The following is a 22535-nucleotide window of genomic DNA, read 5'->3' as shown; positions in this document are numbered from 1 at the left end:
GTGTCAGAACTGGACAGAAAATACGCCTTCCGCCGCGAAATCGTGGACCGCCTTGTCACTGACCTCTACGGGCCCGGCGCTTCCGAGGAACTAATCACTGAGCGCCCTCTTGAGCGGTACGTAACGGGGGTCCTCTGGCCAGCGGCAGATGACACGTATGCAGAGGCACCGGACGAGCCGGAGTCCGTAGCTGTAACGTCCGGCGAGGCCTCCGTTGACAGCCCCGTGGCGAACGCTCGGCTCACCTACCCCAGCAGCGTAGGTATGACGGTCTCAGTCGACACCGCGTTTTCTAAAGTTCTGTTCGTCTCGTCTACGGCCGCCAGATATGCCCCTATCCCCACTGTCCGGGACAGTGGTAGCAAACGCCGCGACGTATATGACTGGCAGCGTTTGCCTGCAGAACCTCCCACTGTGGAAATCGATCTGACTTCAACTGGGCCTCAGAAGCATCTGTTGGAGGGCGGGGCACTAGAGCTGTACGCCTTGGTGCGCATTCCCGAAGAGACTGTCGTCACTGTAACCGTGGTGCTGCGGAACACTCAGCCAAAGCCGGAGCCTTCATCCGACAAAGACGTAGCATGCTGGTTCCAAGCTGGCCTCTCGGTTTTCACCGAGAAGCCCGCTCTTGTGGATCGTTCGAAGCTGCGCACCACCCTTCCCTCGGACCCCGACCTGGCGTCTTCGGAACTCCTCTACCGAAACCACATGGTTTTCGGCGCCGGGCACGGTTGCGCGGTCGATGTGGAGGCGTCCGACGTCGATGGCCGGCTCTGTCAGCGAGTGACCACCACGTTTGTTCCCCGGCAGGATGTCCCCCGGTCCATGGCTGGAGTCAGCAACGCCAACTTGTCGCTCTCGCTCATGGGTTCGGCCACACGCGACGATGTCGTGGCACAACTGAACCTGATCGCTAATGACTACGCATCCTGGATAGCGGCGTCCACTGACTCGATGACAGCAGACGGACAAAATCAGGTTCCCCCGCATCTGCGCGGTGTCGCATCAGATCACATGGTGCAGGCCGCGACGGCACACGACCGAATCAGAGCTGGCATCCAGCTACTGGTCGACGATGAGAATGCATTTGAGGCATTTCAACTGGCGAATCAAGCGATGCACATGCAGCGTTCGCGCCAGGACTGGGTGAGAAACGGCGCTAAGGGTGAGTTTGTACCTGGCGCCCAGGCGTGGCGCCCCTTCCAGATTGCCTTTATCCTCATCAACCTGCCGTCGGTGACCGACGACCAGCACCCGGAACGCGACATTGCCGATCTCCTCTGGTTCCCCACAGGTGGCGGAAAGACTGAAGCCTACCTTGGGCTTGTCGCATACCTCCTGTTGCTCCGACGGCTGCGGAACACTAGCGTCCGAGGCGTGGCCGTCATCATGCGCTACACGCTCCGGCTTCTGACGATTCAACAATTCGAGCGTGCTGCCATGCTCATTTGTTCCCTGGAATCAGTTCGACTGGAGAATGAGGACCGGGTCGGCGGTGCACCGTTTGGCATCGGGCTTTGGGTGGGGGGAGGCGCAACTCCGAACGACATCGCAACTGCACGAACGAACCTGGGAAAGCTTCGCAACCATCAGGAAGTCGTGGAAGGAAATCCGAAGCAGATAGAGGCCTGCCCTTGGTGTGGCACTCGACTCACGGTCGAAAACTATCGCATCGTAAAAGAACCCGACCGGATGCTTGTAAGCTGCGCCAACACGGCATGCGAGTTCGTGGATGGACTACCCGTTCATATCGTCGACACAGACGTGTACCGGGAACGTCCTGAACTCGTGATCGGGACTGTGGACAAGTTTGCCGGGATGTCCTGGCGGGGGGAAATCGCAACCCTGTTCGGACGCATCTCACCTGCAGATCTGGGCCCGGATCTCATCATCCAGGATGAACTGCACCTCATCTCGGGCCCACTTGGTTCGACCGTTGGTCTCTTTGAGACGGCCGTTGACCTGGCGGCAAGCGGCATCGGACGTGAAAAAGGCTCCGCACTTCGAAGGCCTAAGATCATCGCCTCGACGGCAACCATCCGACGGGCAAGGGATCAGATCCGATCCGTCTTCAACCGCGAATCCAGATTGTTCCCGCCACCCGGGCTTGACCCGAACGACTCATTTTTCGCCAACAAGGCGCCCTCCGATCAGTTCGGCACACGGCAATATGTAGGCGTCCTGGCATCTGGAACAAGTCACGCCACGCTCATGGTACGCACCTATGCGTCCCTTCTTCATTCATCGAACGTGATCGAAGGGGCCGCAACTGAGGACCGTGACCCGTACTGGACCCTTGTCGGTTACTTCAATAGCTTGCGCGTGCTTGGCTCTGCCTACCTGCAGGTATACGACGACGTAAGGGCCCGCCTGAATCTGCTGGCAAAGCGAGACGGAAGGCTGGAAGGGCGCGGGATCCAATTGAGCGAGCTGACCAGCCGCGTGGAAAATCACAAAATTCCAGAGGCGCTCAAGTCCTTGGAGAAGGGCTTGATGGGTAGCCAAAAACCCGAGGACGTGGTGCTCGCCAMCAACATGATCTCAGTCGGCCTGGACGTGGACCGTTTGGGGCTGATGGCCGTCATGGGTCAGCCGCAGTCGAGCGCCGAATACATCCAGGCCACCAGCCGCGTCGGGCGCCAGCACCCGGGTCTGGTTGTCACGATCTTCAATGCAGCGCGAACTCGGGACCGGTCTCACTACGAATCGTTCAACGACTTCCACGGCGCTCTGTACCGTGCCGTGGAAGCCACGAGTGCCACGCCTTTCGCGGCCAGGTCACGCGATCGCGGACTCCACGCCACGCTGGTTTCGGCGCTCCGGATGCTCGTCCCAGAATTGCGGGGCACCGCCGGCCACGTCAGGGACGAGTCTCCGGCAGTGGACGAAATCATGTCCTGGATCGGCGAGCGCGTAGCTGCGGTGGAACCGGACGAGGCCTCGGCAACGCGCGAGGAGCTCGAGCGGCTGCTGAATATCTGGAGGCAAGCTGCCCTTGCCGACGCTGAACTGCCCTACGAAGGCAAGAAGAATTCACCTCGTTCTCTTCTTATCGATTCGAGTAAGGCTCTCGAGGATCCCGACTTCGTCTACAGCACCAGCAGCATTCCCTGGCCCACACCACGAAGCATGCGCGACGTTGACGCGGAAACCGCGCTCCGGCCAGCCCCTATGAGGAAGGACGCCTCCCGTGGCTAGAAAGACATACGCTGCCCGACGTAGTCAGCTGATTTCTACATTCGGGGTGGGGAGTCTATTCCCCGCTGAGAATAACAGCTTCATGATAACCAGTATTGACCAGTGGGACAGGAAACATCTTAAGCCTGTAAGCGAGCCTCGTCTCGCGCGGAGCTTGGGGGTGTCCGAGCTCCTGCTACCTCCGGCAGGAGCTCGGGGCAAGATCCCAGTCGTTAGGTTTCCGCAGCTGCTTGTTTGCCCGAACTGCAAGCGCCTCGGGAAGGTCGAGCAGTTCCAGGCTACCCATGAGGATCCAAAGTGTGGTTTGTGTAAATCCTTGGCGCCGCTCACTCCTTCCCGTTTCGTTATCGCGTGCGAGGACGGACACATTGACGACTTCCCTTACTCCTACTGGGTTCATGGTCACAACCCGAGCAATGGCACGGATCATCTTCTATCTCTTTCGTCCGAGGGTCGTACATCGTCGCTAGCGGATATGGTGGTGCGGTGTACGTGTGGAAAGTCGCGGACTATGGCCGATGCATTCAACTCGATCGCCTTGAAAGAAATGAAATGCCAAGGCAACCGTCCTTGGCTCGGTTGGGGTTATCGGGAACGCAACTGCGGCAAGGCTCCTAAGACGGTTCAGCGCGGTGCGTCAAATGTCTGGTTCCCCGTGGTGAGGTCTGCAATTTCCATCCCGCCATATTCGGAGTTTCTCGCCAAGGTTGTGACGTCCAAAGCCTCACAGCTCAGTCAGCCGCAGGCTCTGGAGCCAGCTTCCACCTGGGTCCTTGAGGGTGTAGTTCAGGAATTTGACGGCCGCTTCTCTGTTGACGAACTTCACGCTGAAATTAGGCGCCAATTCCACGGCAGTGAAGAAACTGAACTTTCCGAAAATCAGCTGCGTGAGCAGGAGTTCCTCGCGCTGATGAACGGTCGACCTGATAGCCCGGACACCGACTTCGTAGCTGAGAAAGTCGACGTACCGGAAGCTCATCAGCACTGGATCAAGGCTGCACGAAAAGTTACCCGGCTCAGGGAGGTCCGCGCCCTGTACGGCTTTAGCCGTCTGTACCCGAGGAGCGACGACAAGCCTGACGCCAAGTTGTCACCGCTGTCACCTGATGACAATCGCCAGAATTGGCTGCCCGCGATTGAGACGCTGGGCGAGGGACTCTTCGTGGCACTGGACCGATCACAAGTTGAGGCTTGGGCTGAAACGGATTTCGCAGCCAGCAGGGAGAAAACTCTCCGTCTGAACGCGAAGCGCGCAGCTGAACAGCGAGGCCAGGAGCCCATTCCCGTGAGCATTGTGGAGACCCTGATCCACACGCTCTCCCACATCATCATCGACCAGCTGTCACTGGACGCCGGCTACCCTGCATCTTCTATCCGGGAACGCCTCTACGTAGGTCAGGATCAGGTCGGAGTGCTCTTGTATACGGCATCGTCCGACTCAGCAGGCAGTTTGGGCGGCATCGCAGCGCAGGCAAGTCCCAGGCGCCTGGGCCCTTCCTTGGATGAAGGCCTGTTTCGCACGTCCTGGTGTTCGGCCGATCCTGTGTGCATCGAATCCCGGGGATCTGGTACCGATGCACGAAACCTGGCCGCCTGCCACTGCTGCGTCCTTGTGCCTGAAACAAGCTGCGAACTCTTCAATTCCAATCTCGACCGGGGCTCCCTGTTTGGCGTCCATGGACAGATCGGGCTGGGCTTTGTGGACTGGGCATCGCTGAATCCCGTTGGCTCTCTTAGCGCTGAAAAACCAATCGTCGCTTCCGATGGGCCCCATGACGACAACGTCCCTGTCGGCGTGCGTCAAAGCCCCTGGCGAACAGTTTTCACTGAATCCGGTCCAGAGCTACAAGAACTCATACCCGAGCTCGTCGAAGTGGCCTTGGAGCTCGGGGACTGGGGTGTTGATATCGGCCCCGAAAATCAGTGGCAGGTAGATCTGTCCTGGCCAACTCAGCGCGTGGCGGTACTTGTCGAACGGGATGACGAACGGGACGAATGGCTGGCCGAGCAGGGTTGGACTACTTATCACACTCATGATTTTGCACCGGCTGACCTTGCGGACAAGCTAGTGGATAAGGTCTACTAGCCAGCTGGCTTGGGGGTCGGTGATCCGACCCCCAAGCAGAAAAAGCCCTAATCCAGGAAGTACTCATAACTCAGCGGCTTCAGGTTCTCCGGAGATGGCCGCCAATCAGGGTATACGCTCATGGTTCCGTCATCAGTATCGATGGAACCATCGAGGCGGCGCTCCCACGGAATCTCCGCCACCACAACCAGGTCCGTCGGTCCAAAGTCATTCGCATGTGTAACCTCGTTGCGCGTCAGGATCACCTTTTGGACAAAGCCTTGAGAACCCTTCACCTCAACATGGCGCTCTTCATCACCACGGGTGGCGAGCAAATCGTAGGACCGATACGCCCCTACATCTTCGACGCTATACCCAGCGGCTTTATAGTGGGCAGCCGCCTGCCGAACGGCTTGCATCTCGATCTTCTTCTTCAATATAGGGTCGGCGCAAAAGCCGGCGTACCGCTGCTTGACGCCGTTCTGTCCCCCGACTGGCGGAGCAATCAGCGGCTGGTCAAATCCACCCCAGTCACTATCAGGCAGCAGTCCGTGGACCCGATCGATCACTTCCCTGGGCAGCTTGAAGAGGTACCCTTGATTCGGCTTCAGCCCGCTGCTGGGATGTCTCTGGAACGGAAAGTAGATGGTGTGGCCAGTGTCCGCAAACTCCCGTTCCAGCTCATTCCTAACTCTCAGGATGTCTTCCTGATGGTCGGTCCTGAGATCTGCCAAAAGGTATGGGCGCGCGAGGGCCGTGTATCTAGTCAAGGGGATCGTGTTGGCCGGTTTCCCAAACCAGTCTCCCGCCCGCGGCTGCAACTCGCCGGCAACAATCGATGCACCATACATACCCGCTTTGAATCTCTTCGGGTTGTTCTTGCCCACCCAATGAAGTACGACATCACCGATCCGAACATCGTGCATCAGGTCGTATCGAGGCGTATCCGGGGCGATGAGCTCACTCCCCCATGTGTCTACATTGACCAGTTCCATCCAGTAGCGCTGCGAGGCATCCCCATTCCACCAGCGCGCTTTATTTTCCATAGCAGTTTGCACCATCATTTACCCCTTTGTCCGGTGGGCCGTGCGCAGTAACTACTTTCTACCAAGCAGCTCCGACGGTTTACCGCTCCACGACACGATTAAGCCATCCCGTGCGCGTGTTGCCGCAACGTACAGCAGTGACCTTTCTCGGAGAAGAGCGTCAGCCTGCTCTGCAGGCGCCAAATTGCCTACCTGGTAGGCAGCGGGCATGGACTGATCTGACATTCCAAAAAGAACCACTCTGGTGAACTCCATGCCCTTTGACCGGTGCATAGTCATGACTGACGGAACTCCGGGCATGGACGGCGCATTTGCCGCCCTGGCGTCAAGATCACGTTCGTTCAGCCCATTGATAACCTTGCCAACCTGGAAGTTGGAGCGAACCAAGATTCCGACAGTCTCCAGCGAAACCCCTTCTTCTTGCCACTTCCGCAAGTAGGCTGCAAGGTTGTCCAATTCCTCAGCGATGGAGGTCGAGGCTATCTCTTCGGGCCACGGCCCTACTCGGGAAGATGTGTACCCATGAATTGACTCCTGGTCACCTTCAATGTCGGTCACAGAAGTCCCGCTGAGAACTCGGACTGCATAGGCCAGGTTTTGCTGCGTGGTTCGGTAATTAAGCGTCAGGCGGCGTGACCGCCCGACAATCCCAATGCCGAAGCGGGACAGTGGAACCTTCTGCCCATAAATGCGCTGATGCGAATCTTCGGCGATAAAGAGATCATCCGGCCCCTGCTGAACAAGTTCCCGTAGGAAGAGCCAGTGGCCCGCGTGAAGGTCTTGCCCTTCATCGATCAGAACATGGTCTGCAAGACGTATCCCGTTGGACTGTGCCCGCTGCCGAAGCACGAGGGCAGCCAGGTGTGCAAGCTCCACGAACGAAGCATGCATCTCGATCCGGTTGTAGTACCGGTAGGATTCCACGATCTTCCACACTGCAAGCCGTTTCGCTCGGTTCAGGGCTGTGCCCCGGCCAGCGCGCGGAACCTTCAGGTACTCGTCTTTGCCGCTGATGAAGTTGGGCAGGATCACAGTTTCGTACTCCTGCTGAAGAAATGTGGGGTTGGCGAGCTCCACTTCCAGCTGATGGTCTGACTCTCTTAGCGCTGACTCCCACTGCTGGCGCGCATTGTCCGTCTCCAGAATCTTCCCCGGGGCCGACATCTCCAGCCCGAAGAGATCCTTCATGGCGCGCCGCTGTTCTGATTCTTGGGCGCCACGGAACACCTTGCTGACAAGCGAATCTACACCGGAGACGTGTATGCCAGGAGAACCCGGCTTTGCCGCATGAGGAAGATCAGCGTCCAGCTTCATAAGGCCACTTCGCAGGGAATCAGCCAGCGTCGTCGTGTACGTCGTCAGAACAATTCTCGACGCCGGTTCAGCCATAGATAGCATTCGGGCCCGGTGCAAGAGGACGACCGTCTTCCCCGTTCCGGCGCCACCGGAAAGGCGGAAGGATCCGTTGTAATGGCGTTCGGAATACACCCGCTGTTCGGGATGAAGGAACGTGCGCCATGAGTCGAAGTCGCCACCCTCTATGACCTTCTTCAGCTCGTCGGAGTTGTCACCGACGAAGGTGAACTGCATCTTCGTCGCCGGATGCTCCAACGATTTGCGGATCTTCTCCTCATCCGTCGCATGAGGGTCGTCAACGTAGTCGGTCAACGCGAGCTTGTCTCTTACTTCTTGGGCGGAAGTGCCCGCAGCCAGCTCAAGGAGCGCAGTTGTCTGCCATTCTGGTGCTTCATCCAAAATGTCCAGGAGTTCTTCATCTGAAGCTGCAGCGAATGCCCGGCCCAAAAGGTCAGTGTCAAAGCCAAGCTGCGCAACCAACTCAGCCGGATCCATGCCGCAACTCAGCAGCGGGTTTGTCCAAGTTGGAGACGTCTGCGGCCCAGGCGCGAGGTCGTCTGTCTCTTTAACCGCGGACGCCAGGTCCTCCCTTGGCATAGAAATGCCAGGGACACTGGGTGGAACGGCTGGAGGGGCAGACGGAACACTGTCCGGTGTGGAAGCCCGGATAACTTCCAGGACACCATTTACAGAGTTCACCTTCAGAATGCTGGATCGGGCAATCTCGATTGCCTCGTCGTGCGGCCACGCCCCGTAGTAGAAGTAGTGAGGGATGGTATCGAAGGCGACTTTGAAAAGCACTGCCCGGTAGTTGAGATCGATCCTCCCCGTCCTTACGCGTGGGTCCGCGGGCAATTGCATTGGCTCGATATGGAGACCTGGCGCCGTGTCATCCTTCTGGAGTTTCTCGAAGAAGGCGTACACCTTGTTCTTCATTGAGCCGTCGATCTTGTCCTTCTGCTTGATCCATGTCACCAGCGCCATGTCAAGCCCCCTTCGTCTTCAGCAGTTCGCGAATGTCGTCAACATCTGTGCCCACTGTTTCCCAGCCCGCTGCCTCAAGCTCGGAGCTCCCGGTGTGACCGTCCAGCATGACGGCAATTCGATACTGTGGCCAGGCAATCGAGACCGGCAGGCCGTCCACTTCGAACCCTAGTTCGGGCAACACTGTGATGTTCGCACTGGCTATGGCAAGCAGGAGTGTTTTTTCGAGTTCTGTGGCCTGTTCCAGCAATTCGTTCCAGGCAGGACTGAGCCCGTCTGAAATTTCTAGTCGCGCGACTTCCTCCTCGACCGATCCACCGGCGCTGACCGTTGACATCACTGAGCCGATCGTCAGCCCGATCGATTTGAACGCCAGCAGGTTCGAGAGTCTCAACCACTCTCGCCAGGACTCTTTGTGTGACGGAGAACCCACCGATTGCGATCGGTCATCCAGGCACAACCCTACGGAAATCGTGGAAATGCTCTTCGGCGACCCGGCGGCCGCGAAGCCGAGACTCCCCCAGCTGTGTGTCCAGGCCGGTGTCGTGCCTGCAGGCAATGCCGAATTTACTCCTTGTGAAAGAGCCGCCGCGTGAGAATACATCGCATCTGGGTTGCCAAGCTCGGGTCTCTGCTTCATGAACATGAGCGGAACGAGCTCAGAGAAGGCCGTCCAGGCCTCGGGATCAGGACGATTGACCCATTCCCAGAGCATCGTTATCGCGTCCCGACCCAAAAGGTCCATGATCGCGGCGTTCACGGGGTACTTGGCCATGAGCTGCGCGTTGAGCTTGGCACTGGCCCAGATGGGCAGAACCGGGGGACCAGACAGACCACCCTCGAACGCTTCCACATCCTGCCATGTCACCGCCCAAGGCACTACATCCCCGGATAGCTCAGAGGTGTGCCGGAGCGTGTCACGCTTGATTGCGTCATCCGCAATCCGGTTGTGTTCCGCGGATGCATGGAAGGTGAAGCCGTCAGTGAAGATAGCGAGCACGGGAAAGTTAGGGTCCGGCGGTCCTTTGAGGAGGAAGTCGGGGCGGGTTCCGGCGACGTCCACTTGCGGGATGAGCTGCCATTGGAACTGCTGTCCCGGGATCCGGAACGTAATGGTGTCCGCCAGCGCACCGGGGGTCACCTTCGTGTGTGCGCCCACGGCTTTGAGCCGGTCCAACCATGCCTTACGGAAGCGCTTTTCCAACAGTGACTCGATAGAGGTCTCGGCGTCAGGCGCCTCAGCCGTGATAGTCCAATCGGAGAACGACGGCGACACGTCGCCGTCGGGAGAAGCCTCGCCAGAGCGTAACAACAGGCCAAGCAGTCGTTCGGCGCTTGCCCGCGCCACCTTGTCGACAGTCCAGGGGTCAGCGAAGGGAAGCAGGCAGTGATGGCACGCCAGGCGCTCCTCGAATCGGCAGGTGCAGTCCCGCACGGTACGCCATGCAGCATGGAGCAGTTCCCAGACGCGTTCGGGATTGGCGAACTCGGCTAGGTAGCCGGTGCCTCCGGGTACCTTGTCGTGAAGCATAAGGGCGATTCGGTTGCCGCCGTGTGCAGGATCATTTATCCGCAGCACCCCCAGGTGATCTGGGGCGCCGCCCAGGACTTCCCGAAGGCCCAACAGCATGGCGGCCTGGAGGCTGGGAACGGAGAAGTCGTCGCCGTAGGTCACATCGAGCGGAAGATGCAGCACGACGCCCTGAGTATTCAGGTCCCGGGCGAGAACCACTTCTTTGATGCTTTCCTTAGATGCCTTGCGGTACTTGCACCAGAAACGGTGCTCGGTGGGCAGATTCTCCTTGGCGGACTGGTCCAGCTGCCCACAATACGAGCACAGCCGGAACATCGGCGCCCTGACATCGTCGCCAGCGATGGTCCGCACTCCGCCGTTGGAAGCGGTTCGGCCTGTATTGAGCCAACGGATGTCTACCCGGTTGTAGTACTCGGCGCCGAAGTCGTAGCCCTCCACGAACCAACGCTTCTGCAGGTGCTGAGGATTAATGTCCGCCGCTGCAATGATGGTGAATCTTTCCCGCACACGATTATCGCGGCGATCGTTGATGGCCGCTTCATCTCGGCGGACCTCCGCGGAGACTTTTTTCATGACCACAACATCGAGGACCTGGCCCATGTCCGCGATTCCTGATGTACCGCAGCGAAGACAGTTCTGGACGGCCGCAGCCGAGCCGAGGTCCGTCTTGATCCAACCGCACTGCGGGCACACCTGCCATTTTTGGATATGCGCTTGTTGGGGACCCAGGTCCACAGCGTCGATCAGGATTTCCATGCCCTGCGCGTAGAAGGTGGCGCCGGGTGCGAATTCGCTGAGGGCGACGGACGCGCCTCGACTGCAAGAAACGGTATCTGTGACGAATTCCTGAGTATCGGCATCCTTCCAAGAAAGCCCAACATCCAGGCTGACCGAGTCATCCAGAAGTGTGTAGTTCGGCAGTACTCCGTATGCTTCCAAGACCGAAATCCAGTATTGGCCGCGGAGCTGCTTGAGCTGATCCCGAATCATCTTGAGGGTAGCCTTCGCCGTCCGGAGGGCCTGATGTGCGTCCGATGATTTGTCGTCCAGTCTTTCGGCGAGCGCGACCGCCGCCTCCAGCTCAGGCAGGGCGTTGCCGATTTCCTTGCGCCGGGCGTCCAATTCTTCGACGTCGGCCTTCCATTCCCCGGCTGCGCGGACCAGGTTACGGGCAAGAGCGCTCGGCTCGCCGTCGTCGCGCCTCGACCCCCACGCCGTCAGGCGGGCGGCGCTGTCCGCAGAAATCCGATCGCCGAACTGGCCCAGAAACGCGGACAAGTAGGCTGGAGCGTTCGCTGTGGCATCCTCGATGAGATCCCCGATGAACGATCCCGGTGCTACAGTCCCGAGGGCTTGGTTAGCGTCGACCGGATGCGGACGTCCGGTGGTCCGGGCGAAACGGTCCGCAACGTGAGCAACATATTGGCGGCCAAGGATTTCTTCGGCGTCCAGATACGTAGCCGGTGGCCTTACTTCGCCGTTTATGACGGAGAGCGGCTCATGGAGTTTGGGCAGGTGCTCACCTCGGCCTCGCACGAAGGCAAGGACCAGAGAGTTTCCAGTGAGACGCCCGGCCCGGCCGACACGTTGCAGATAAGAAGCCACTGACGTCGGCAGCGACGCCAGCATCACGCACGACAGGTCACCAATGTCGATGCCCATCTCCAGAGTAGGAGTGGCGACCAGTACGTTGGGAGCCTGCGGGTTGTCGGCACCGGCTTTGAACTGCCTTTCGTAAAGGATTCTCGTCGCGTCGTCAAGCAGGGAGGTGTGTTCCCGAGCCACCACGCGTTTGCTTTCACGCGAGGAGTACAGGTCCCGGTAGAAGTTGCCGGCGTCGGCGGCATGCCGCTGCAGAGTGCCACTGCAGCGCACCAGAGTGCAAGGGCCTCCAACCAACTGGTCGATGACCGTCAGGCTCCCGGGGGTGATGGCCTGACAGACCTTGCACTGGACGGTGTGGCGCCCTGCGGCCAGGTCCTCGCCTTCAGGGACCGAGAGCACGATCTTCTCTGGATCAAGCCAGTAGACATCGGCGCCGGAGTTTGTCTTTGAGCACCCGAGAGTTCCATCCTCGGCGAGGGCTGTAATGAGTGACTTAGCCAGATAGCCGCTGTCGCTGGGGGCCACGCCAAGGCAGCGGGCCGTCCAGCGTGCGTACCAGGATGCCGTGGACGTGACGCCGTCCAGGTTGTCGGTAGCGGCAGCGGCACTGCCGATCCGGGGGAACGCAGGAGCGGGTCTGCCGGAGGGGAACGCCGGCATACCTTCGCCCTTGGGTCGCCCGCCCCAAATCTGCCAGCGCTTACCGTCGGTTGCGATGTAGTTTTTGAGCCATTCGTGGTGGATTCCTCCCTGAACTCGGACCCTTTCCACCGTGCCGCGGATCCACTGCAGCAGTTGCTGCGGCGTGGGTCCGGTGGCCCCGACCAGGGTCTGATGCGAGGCCGATTCATAGGCGTTCCGGGCCACGGCGAGCATGCGAGTAGGGTTGCCCGCGTCGGTTTCGACGGCCAGGGAACCGGTGAGTTCCAGGGTCCGCCCGGTCCGGGACTGGAGGCCGAGCTCCAGGAGTGCGTCAAACTGGAGTCGTCGCTTGGCTGATCGCCGGGCCCGGAGGCGTTCACCCGGGGTGGCCTTCGGATCCCAAAACGGTCTGAAGTCTTGACGGTCAACGAATTCGGGCGCGATCAGCTGGTAACGCGCGCCCGGTGTGCCTGCGGAGGTAATCGCGGCATCGACGAGTTCCGAGAGTGTGGCCGTCTGCTCGCCGAGGGCGCGTCGCAGTGCCGTTCGGAGGGTCATAGTGTGGGATCGGGACTGCACATATCCGGCCCGGTGCGCGGCGTCCTGGACGCTGTCGGTGAAGACGAGAGCCTTCTTTTCCTCGTCGTTCAGACCTTCGGCGCCAAAGAGGTTAGAGATACTCACAGAGAGCATAGTGGCAATGGCGCTACCCATGAAGGCGATGCCATCCTTGGCGAGACAGGACGGGCAGACATCCTTTTTTGATTCGTCGTCAGCATCTTTACCGGTCAACATCAGGACGGGAATAATTCGCCCCTCTGCGAGGTCGGCGCTGTCTGCCTTCGGAGGCGTTGTGGAGAGGCCACGGTTGACTGTGTGGAGCCAGTGCAGGCCCTGGACCTGCTCGGAGCCGTCCTGCCGGAACTCAATGATGTCCGCTTCGGCAGCGGCGGAGATGAGCGTACGGAAGCGCGGGTTGTTGGTCACGCGTGCTTCGCGAATTTTCGAATCGTCCAGCTCCAGGTCCAAGCCAGTGGGGGCCAGGACAGCACCCCATCCCGAGCGGCCACAATGCCGACAATAGAGTGCCGGTAGGAACATCTCGGGCGACTGGTCAACGCCGTCGTCCGCCCATCGATATTTCGGCGAAACATCCACTGCGGCGTCCACGCGCGACATCTCGCGAATCCACAGATGCGTTTCCACAGTCAGAGCGGCCCTGCCGTGGCGGGCACGGATGTGGCTAAGCAACGCGATGACGTGGGAAACAAATTCCTCCGCTGCGTCCGGCCTTACCTCGGATGGAAGCGAATAAGACGGAAATATCGCGTTGGTTAGGTCCGAGAGCGCAACCGCGGAGCTCGCATGCGCCAACAGCGCTGCTGTAAAGGGGTGTGTGCGCACCGCGTCCAGTAAGTCCGCGGGGACCGCGCCGAAGAGCGTCTCCAGCACTGGGCCGACAACGGATTCCGGGCCCTGGCCAGCCTCGCGTAATTCCGCGACTGCGTCATTGGTGGCGGTGATATCGAGAACGATGGAATTCAGGTCGCGGCCCCGAACTGTTCCGCTGCCTAGTGCCGTCCACGCGTCCTGGGTGAGTCTGGACTCCGTGACGACGGAATCAGATGGGAAGCCCTCACCAAAAACCGTCTCTGCGAATCGGAGCATTGCCTGCGGGTCGCCTTTGCTGCCCAGCGTCGCGGATGTCGCGACCGGGGTCGCCCGGCCGAGCGGCCGGGCGCGGTCTTCTTCGCTCAAGCCGTGTGGATGCTCCGTCAGGTCATCCGGCCAGTAACTCTTGAGCGTCAGACCGAGCCGGCGCAGCARCATGGCGACATCCGTCCCCTGGGCACCGTCATAGGTGTGAAATTCGTCCAGGACGACGTACTGCAGGCTCGTCGCCGACTTCTGCCACAGAGGCGCGTCTGTGTGGCGCAGCAGGAGCATGTCCAGCATTTTGTAGTTGGTCAGCAGAATGTCTGGCGGGTCCTGGTGGAAGACGTCGCGATCATTGATCAGGCCGTCGTGGGCCACCTTGGTGCGGTTGATATCGTTTTGGCCGGTGTAGATACCGGCAGTGACGCCGGACAACTCCGAGTGAGTCGTCAGTAACTCGGCCAGGCGTTTCGCCTGGTCGTTGGCCAGCGCGTTCATCGGGTAAAGGATGACTGCCTTGATACCCGTGATGCCAGCCCGCTTGGCGCGAAGCACATGGTCCAGGATCGGGTAGAGAAACGCCTCAGTCTTTCCGGAGCCAGTACCCGTGGTGACCAATGTGGGTTCCGGGCGCCGCGGTGCTCCAGCCGACCCCTTGCTGCTGAGCCGCTGGAATGCCTTAGCCTGGTGGCCGTAAGGTTCAAATCCCTCATACCAGTCAAGGCAGTCCCGCCAGCCGGGCTCGGCCGTCTCGAATGGAAGCCGCAGCCGGACGTAAGTCCCCTTGAACAGCCCCTGCTCCGGATCCGCCAGGAAATCCTTGATTGCGGACTGCGCGTTCCCGTCCGTGAGCGCGAACGTCGTTGCGAGATAGTCGGAAAGTCCTCGACGCAGATCCCCGGCCTGGGTCGTGGGGAGAAGCTCAGACATTAGGACTTCTCCTCCAACATGCTCAAGAAGTGCGCGTAGGCCTTCCGCATGTCTTCCTCGCGGTCAAAGCTCTGGAACGGGAACTCGAAAACGTACTCGACGCCGCTCTTCGGATGCGTCCAGGTGCGCTCCTCTACAGTCAGAGCCTCGTTGGCTTTTCCATAAGCCTTACTCAACTCACCCGGGATTTTATGCCCATTCGCGTCATAGAGATCATTCTGTTCATAACCGTGTAGGACCGGGAACTGTGTTCGATATAAGGAGCAAAGGTCTTCGATCGATATTTCAAAGAGGAAAGCTACGAGGGCATCCAACTCGAGCATCGCTTGTCTCCGAGCATGTGCCGATCTGAGTGGCGTCTGTTTATCCCATTCCTTCGTTGCGGACAAAGACAGTTCGTGTTCGGCCCCCAAAGGGATAGTCGTCCAGCGGACCTCAGACCATCGGGCCGACAGCATTCGATTCCAGAGCGGGGCATAGGCGCGAGTCACTGCGTTCAGCCTCAGAGTGCGGACCAGCGCCTCATCTCGAAGAGAGAGCCAGGAGAGTGGTAGATAGACAGACCGAAGCTGAGCCTGCCGCAGATCGGTAGATCCACTGGATTTGATAAGAAAATCTAAGGGAAGAGTCGTGAAAGCCGCGGCAGCGAGGACCGTGTCAACTTCGGATGTAAACGCTACGGATCCCAACGGGTCCACATGTTTTGCGCCAGGGGGGATTATGGCCGCCTGAAGAGTGCGTTCCGTAGCCATGTCGAGTCGTCTACGCCACGCGAGGCGGTATCTATTAACCCCACCATTCCAGTCGGTCGAGCCCACCGATTGCTCACTGGAGATTACATACGCCGTGGATGGGATGAAATCTTCGTCCAGTGCCCACAGATCCACCGCGCTCCAGTCCAGATTGTTCTTGAGCGTCGAATTCGGCTCTTTGAAAATAGGCAACCCAGGATAAATGTGCGGTCCTTGGAGAATAACTTCACTCCATGCTTCAGGCCGTGTGTATCCATGCTCGAATTTGCCTGCGGTTCGATCTGTGGTTTCATTCCAACCACTGGCGTACACCAGGTTACTCTCAATAAGAGGACGCCCCTGAGTCAGCAGGAGGAGGGCTTTTTCGCTGGTGTCAGCAACGGAATAACTCATCCTCGCTTGTTCCCATGAGGAACCGTCATTGGCAATTCGGGACCAGACTTCGAGCCTCTCTGCGTCCACGGTCAGGATACGACCTCGATGGGGTCGTACATCCCAAGACCCATCGGGGGCCTTGATTCCCGGAAGATGACCACCGCCATCATGCTGAAGAGAACGCTCCACGGTGCTCGGGTGGTACAGCCAAGATGCATTGATAAATTCGGGCAACTTCCTCGGACATCCATAGACGTTAACCCCGAACTGACGCGTTTCCTTAATTTCAAACAAATGCAGGGCGTTTCGGAATTGCCAATGCCGGCGCAGCCGCTTGTAGGCAACAGATCGCAGACGCGCAGCCTTCTCTTCCGTGAAGTGCGACTCAGGATGGATAAGTGCCACGACTCCATGACCGGAAGACGAGCGCCATGTCCGTTCCATAAAGCACCGATACAGGTCTGGCCTTAGCCCTGATAGAACTGGATAATTTGTTGCGGATGTGAGAAAGCCGCGGACGGCAACGATACTGGCAGCTTGGGCGCACATGAATTCAGATTGGGTCGTGTCAGACTTTGCTTCAGTCAGTTTCGATGCCTTGGAAACTTGTGTTTTCTTCTCGTTCAGCTGCCACCAAGGATCAAACTCGGAGTAAACCGCGTCTTCATCCCAGTCCGGCCTGACCCATGGCGGGTTACCGACCTGCAGATCAAAGCCACCGCGTCCAAAGACGGAAGCGAAGTCCAGCTCCCAGTGGAAGAAGCCCTGATCTGCGGCGATGTTCTCGCACACCCGCAACCAGGGATGTTGCTTTTTGGCGATCTCGACGTCGGACACAAGAGCGAAGTCCAGGTCCGCCCTTTCGGCGTCATTCAGCTCTTCCCAGGTCGATGAAGCGCCAAAAGTCTGCTGGCCGACCATTTTCGATTCCTTGCCCTGCAGGCCAAGGATCATTTCTAGTGCTGAAAGCCATTCGTCAAGGGTCGGCGGTTGCGCCCCGCTGGTGGCGCGATCAGTCAGCGGCCAGAACCAAAGCGCGTTCCAGGCATCCATGATCCGGCGGAGTCGCTGGTACGCGCCGTCCGGGTCCGTGAGGGTTTGCTCTATCTGCTCGCGGGTGACTGCCTGGGCCTCTATGCTCGTAACGCCCGACCCACCAACCGAGGAGTGTTTGCCGAAATAGTCGATGTCCCGGCGGGCCTCCGCCTCGGCGACCTGCAGCCGGCGCAGCGTAAGCTTCCACAGGGATTCGACCCGGCGCCCGAGGTTTACTATGCGGTCGATCTGCGTTTTGCTGGGCTTGGACTTGATCCTGGTGCGCCAAGCCTTGAGCTCCTTCTGGGCCTCCCCTGCCAGGTCCTTGACTTCCTTGGCATCGGCAGCTGCACCCCAGCCCTCGGCGGGGAGCAGGAAATGGTGAACACGTCCCACCACATTGGCATCGTCCCTCTCGTCAGTCATGGCCTCGAGAAGCCCTGTCAGGGGCGCGTCCTGGGGGGCGCTCTTCAGCCATGACTTGTCATTCACCGCCTGCCGGGAGTATACGGCCCGGCGCGCACCGATCAGGGAGTTTCCGCGGCGCAGCCGGAGTCCGAACCAGGGCGCCTGAAGGTCCTTCACCATAGTGTCGAGCCAGAGTGAAACCTCCGCGAGTTCCACCGCCGTCGAGTTCAGGTCGACGCCATGGACCTGGTGCAGGGCGATCTGGGCCTTGACCTTCTGAAGCTCCTGCGGATATTCATCAGCAGGGATCCGGATATCCAGCTCATCCTGCTTGCGCTTCAGGTACTCGTCAGCGAGCTGGCGGACCGCTTCAAGGGCGAACGCGCCTGACCCCAGCGCCGGCTCGCAGACCGTGAGGTCCAAGATGTCATCGGCTGCGGTCGTTTGCTCGTTCTGGTCCAGCAGTTCTTCGAGCGCTTGGGACACGACGAATTTAGTCAGTACCTCAGGGGTGTAATAGGAGGCGGACTGCTGGCGCTCGCGGCCCGCGAGCCGGAAGACAAACGAGCCTGCGGGGTGCAAGACCGGGCGCTGCTCCCCCGTCCGTTCGTCTTCTTCCACGACGAAGTGCTTAGCATCAATGGACTCGGACCGTTCCACCGGAACCACCCAGGAACCCTTCTCCGGGTTTCCGTCCTTCGCCACCTCGTGCAGAGGCTCAGTGGCGATGAACCCGGTGTAAGACATCAGACCCTCATAGACGGCCCCGAGCTGGTTGATGCCCAGTTCCGCGTAGGAAATGAAGCCGCGGTCTTTGCCTTTAGTTTCCTTGCTGAGCAGGAGGTGCTGAAGAACCCGCTGCAGTTCGGAATTGCTGAGCTGGCCGCAGTTGATGAGAGAGGTTGCGGCATCGTGGAATAGGTCAGCCTTGAGCGGCTGAAAGATCAGGCCTTCGTTTTCGCCGGAGGCATCATCGGACGGGCTGGTCCCTGCGGGGGCATGGCCACGGTCCACCAAATGAAAGAGCTGCGCGAGTGATTCGTAGATGTGAGTGCCGCGCCGGGCTTCAGGGGACTGGATGTTGACCAGCGTTAATTCCCGCAGGCGATCCAGGCCATAGCCTTCGTTGTATTCACCAGCTCCGACAGGGAGGACACCCATCTCTGGGGAGGCCTCTGCGTATAGCAGGAACAGTATTCGATAGAGGAACCGCAGTGACTGACGGGCAAGAATCTGCCCATCTATGTCCTCGACGCCGAGACCGGCTGCACGGCGGCGGTCGAGGACATCGTTGGCGATGATTTCGATGGAGCGCCGGATACCTTCGCGAATGTCCTGAGAGACGCCCACAGTATGTTTGACGGAGGCCTCGAGAACGGCATCCCACCAGATGGAGCCATCCGGCGCTGGCATGAGCGAGTCCCGGCCGAAGATCGCCAGAAACCGGTCCATCTCAGCGTTCTTCTTCGTATCATTGCGGTCCGCGACCAGAAGAACGTCCGCCGCGAGGTAGCGGCCCTCGGCCCAGCGCTCTTGCTCTGTCAGCACCAGCCACCGGCCAGCCACAATCACTATAAATTTTGGAGCTTTATCCGAAAGATAGGCCTCGGACACGACCTTTGCCACCGTCAGTGTTGGATGGGGCTCCTTGCCGTCAACCAGCACCCGGCCCAGCGGAAGGACCGTGGACAAAACGTCCTCCAAGGCGTCGGCGGGGGCGGCCTCGACGAGCACGACCTCGAAGTTCTCCGCGAGCCACACGCCGGGGACAATCGTCCCCGTGCCGCTCCGCTCAAAGGTGACAGTCGTCGTCGTGCCCTTAAAACCAAGGGCACCGCGCAGGAGTGCGTACGCCTCGGGCGCAGCCGCCGGGTCTTCCGACAATCCGGCGAGCAGGATCTGGAGACGTCCGCGGACCTCGGCGAAGCGGCTCAGAGTGGTGGAGTGCCCTTCCTTTGCGGCTTCATCCCAGCTCTTGCGTAGTTTAACCACCTCGGCCTGGAAAGACTCTTTGGTGGAATCCGTGGTGAAGAAGTGTTCGCTAATCCAGTTTTCGCCAACAACGATTGAATCAAAGGACGGCATTACTGGTCAGCACCTTCCGGGACAGCGACAGGGGTTGATCGTGGAACGACGATCAGGAGGGGGCGGACTAGGCGTTGGGCGGGGGCGAGGGACTCGGCGATGCGCTGCTCCTCACTGACACGTACCCTCTGCTTCTTCACTTCGGCACGCTGAGCGAAGTCGAATGACAGTTGGGTCCAGCCCGTGGCGCGCTTCGTCCATGCCTGAAGTCGCTCGTTCGCGGAGTCAGCGGCTGCTTCGAATGTCAGCTGCATGGTCTGCCGGGCGCTTTCCACCGCCTGCGGCAGTAGGGCTTGCAGCCCGTTAACAGTGACTGGACCAGGATTAGTCGCCTTGGCATCGACGCCGATGCTGCTCAGGTGCTCACCGAGATCTTCGAGGGGCGCGGAAAGACAGAACGTCGGGTTATCGGAGTCAGGGAAGTCCACCGCGATGAAGGCTTTGGAGATTACCTGTCCACGGCGATTCATCAGGGTACCCATGAGCAGGACCTGGGAGATATCCACGTCCCCGCGGACGACGAGGACTTCGCTGCGGGACATCGACGATAGGGCGCGGTCACTGGCCCAATCCAGGACGGGGTGGAGCGGTCCGAGGTAGTGCGCCTCGGGCCAGATCATGTCATCGGATTCGCGGGCGCGGTTCAGTTCCCGGTTGCCAGCCTCGACAGTCGTAGCTAGCTTGAGGCGCTCGGTGACGCGCCGCTCTGACAGATAATCCTGCGGGAGGTAGCCCAGGCGGTGCTGGAGATCGACCGGTGGGTTGAGTTCGGCAAGGCCGTGTCCGGCGTGAACCGTCCAGCCGAGGACTTTATGTGGATCACCGAAGGCCTCGTTGAGGGCTTCGTCCATGAAGTCCAGATCTGTGGGATAGAGACCGAGCGGCTTCTCGACCGGGACGGTCTCTGTGTTTTTGTCGTCCTTCAGCGCTTCGAAGTCGATGAAGTCCCAAAGGTCGCCGGAATCCGGGTCGGCAGCTGGCTCTCCGACGACTTCCTCGAAATCTTTCTTGCCGAGTAGGACGTCTCGGATCGCATCTTCCTCCTGTTTGACGCTGTACTGCCCCATGAGGGAAGCGACGTCGTTGAGGACCGAATGCGCCTCGTACTCGCGTTCCATCAGGCGTGTGAGGACCTTTATGTCGCCGGAGAAGCGGGTGTTGTTCGGGTTCAGGAGAAGGGTGGTGATCTGCGGTTTCTCGCGTTGACCGAAGCGGTCGATGCGGCCGTTCCGCTGTTCGATCCGGATCAGGCTCCAGGGGATGTCGAAGTGGATCAGATGGTGGCATTCGGCGTGCAGGTTCACGCCTTCGGACGCGACGTCGCCGGTGACCAGAACACGGAGCGGGCTGTTGCCGCGCTTGAACTGGTCCACGATGCTTTGCTGCTCGACGTCGCTGAGGCCGCCGTGGAGGAGGCCGACGTTTTCGGGCCTGAGGCCGAGGGCTTTGGGCAGTGCCTCCTGCAGCCACTTAAGGGTGGCGACGCGCTCGGCGAAGACCACCGCCCGCATCGTCGAGCCCTTGCCCACGCCGATCGTCTTCAGGTAGCTAACGAGCTCGGTGTACTTGGCCGAGTCGCTGAAGTTTGCGGCTTCTGCAAGCTTGCTGAGACGTTTGAGTGCTTCGGTTTCTTTGGCCTCGGAAGGGGAATCTTCGTCCAGTTTCCTGAGGCGTTCGTTTACCGTTTCGAGCAGCGCAGCAGGGCTGGAGAGGAATGCCTTGGCAAGAATCCAAGAGAACAGCGCGCCGTTCTGGCCCGAGTAGGGCGCGGGTTTGCCTTCAGGGTAGAGCCAGACGTCAGAGAGCTCCTCTGCAATGGCGTTCTCCGCCGGCGAAGCGTTGACAAGCCTGTTGTCGGGTTCCTCCCGTTCAGCCCAGTCGGCACCCACTTCCTGGGCGACCTCAGGGCTGTGACGGTGCCGGCGGATGATGAGGTTCTCAACATCTTTGGGATCGAAAGTGCCGTCCGGCCTGACTGCCGTGGGATCCAGCAGACGCAAGATTTCCGCAAACGATTCGTTGCGGCCGTTATGCGGAGTCGCGGAGGCCAAGATGAGCGCCTCGGTGTTAGGCGCCAGCACCCGGGCGAGCTCGTTGTTCATTGCCTGGGTGTTCGTGACGTTGTGTGCCTCGTCAATCACCACGGCGTCCCAGTGCAGTTTGCCAAGCTGGGCGCGATATCGGGGGCTTTTCAGCGTGTCCATCGAGATGATGGCGCGCTTGTAGTAAGTGAAGGGATTGCGGGTGGCCGGGAGCTTCTGCCGGATCTTCTGGATACCAGCGGAGTCGAGGCGGACGAAGGGCAGCGCGAACCTGCACCAGAGCTCGTGCTGCATCTGCTCCAGCACATGCCGAGGAGTGACGATAAGAATGCGATCACCGCGGCCGCGCTTGACCAATTCGCTGAGGATCATGCCGATCTCGAGCGTCTTGCCGAGGCCCACCGCGTCTGCGATGAGGATGCGCGGACGGATGTTCTTGGTGTCCAAGGCTTTCGCGACCGCGATCTGCTGGTACTTGAGGTTCCTTGACAGCATTCGCGTGGAGACGGTCAGATACTCCGCCGACTGAGGTGTTGGTGTCTTTCTGAGAGTGGTCTCCAAGAAGAGCCTGGCCCGGCGGTAGTTTGGAGTGCCGTCCGCTACGACCTTGGACTTGGCCGGATCTACGACTTCGATGGTGTCCAGCGCAGAGTAAAAGGCAGCCGTGGTATCTCTGACGAGTTCGCTGAGTCCCTGGACTCTTATTAAGGTGCCGTCTACCGACTTCTCCACGCTGGTAACGAGCCAGTCCTCGTCACGGACACAGACCACTGAACCGGGTGCGACATTGAGTTCCCGGGATGTGGCTGGTGCTGTCAAGGT

General features: G+C 59.7%; 7 protein-coding genes. 2 read left to right on the top strand and 5 right to left on the bottom strand.

Translation table 11 applies throughout. The features are described 5' to 3' along the window. Positions 1–3198: a helicase gene (locus AB4Y87_RS00480; protein ID WP_442002536.1), complete on the top strand. Its 3198-nt coding sequence runs from the start codon at positions 1–3 to the stop codon at positions 3196–3198. Further along, positions 3191–5284: a DrmB family protein gene (gene drmB / locus AB4Y87_RS00475; protein ID WP_442002535.1), complete on the top strand. Its 2094-nt coding sequence runs from the start codon at positions 3191–3193 to the stop codon at positions 5282–5284. Before AB4Y87_RS00480 ends, drmB begins: the two co-directional genes overlap by 8 nt. A 47-nt stretch (positions 5285–5331) precedes the next feature. Here drmB and AB4Y87_RS00470 read toward each other — a convergent pair whose 3' ends face one another. The 5 genes from AB4Y87_RS00470 to AB4Y87_RS00450 are packed head-to-tail and all read right to left on the bottom strand — an operon-like array spanning position 5332 to position 22532. After that, positions 5332–6327, bottom strand: a complete 996-nt coding sequence (locus tag AB4Y87_RS00470; protein ID WP_442002534.1) for a protein NO VEIN domain-containing protein — start codon at positions 6325–6327, stop codon at positions 5332–5334. A 33-nt stretch (positions 6328–6360) separates the two neighbouring features. Beyond that, the gene (locus tag AB4Y87_RS00465) at positions 6361–8649 is read right to left on the bottom strand and encodes a 3'-5' exonuclease (protein WP_442002533.1); all 2289 of its coding nucleotides are present in this window, start codon (positions 8647–8649) and stop codon (positions 6361–6363) included. 1 nt (position 8650) lies between these two features. Continuing rightward, positions 8651–15016, bottom strand: a complete 6366-nt coding sequence (locus tag AB4Y87_RS00460; protein WP_442002532.1) for a DEAD/DEAH box helicase — start codon at positions 15014–15016, stop codon at positions 8651–8653. Then, positions 15016–19671, bottom strand: a complete 4656-nt coding sequence (locus tag AB4Y87_RS00455; RefSeq protein WP_442002531.1) for an Eco57I restriction-modification methylase domain-containing protein — start codon at positions 19669–19671, stop codon at positions 15016–15018. Before AB4Y87_RS00455 ends, AB4Y87_RS00460 begins: the two co-directional genes overlap by 1 nt. After that, on the bottom strand, positions 19671–22532 hold the full coding sequence (locus AB4Y87_RS00450; protein WP_442002530.1) for a helicase-related protein: 2862 nt from the start codon (positions 22530–22532) through the stop codon (positions 19671–19673). The genes AB4Y87_RS00455 and AB4Y87_RS00450 overlap by 1 nt, the downstream gene beginning before the upstream one ends. Between the last annotated feature and the right edge of the window lie 3 nt (positions 22533–22535).

It is taken from the genome of Paenarthrobacter sp. RAF54_2, from assembly GCF_052113945.1.
GTDB lineage: Bacteria > Actinomycetota > Actinomycetes > Actinomycetales > Micrococcaceae > Arthrobacter.
This window is presented reverse-complemented; position numbering and strand designations above follow the sequence as displayed.

What these genes read in the sequence shown, in the direction of transcription:
- AB4Y87_RS00470 (WP_442002534.1), bottom strand. Translation starts at nt 6,327, where the DNA reads ATGATGGTGCAAACTGCTATGGAAAATAAAGCGCGCTGGTGGAATGGG.
- AB4Y87_RS00465 (WP_442002533.1), bottom strand. Translation starts at nt 8,649, where the DNA reads ATGGCGCTGGTGACATGGATCAAGCAGAAGGACAAGATCGACGGCTCA.
- AB4Y87_RS00455 (WP_442002531.1), bottom strand. Translation starts at nt 19,671, where the DNA reads ATGCCGTCCTTTGATTCAATCGTTGTTGGCGAAAACTGGATTAGCGAA.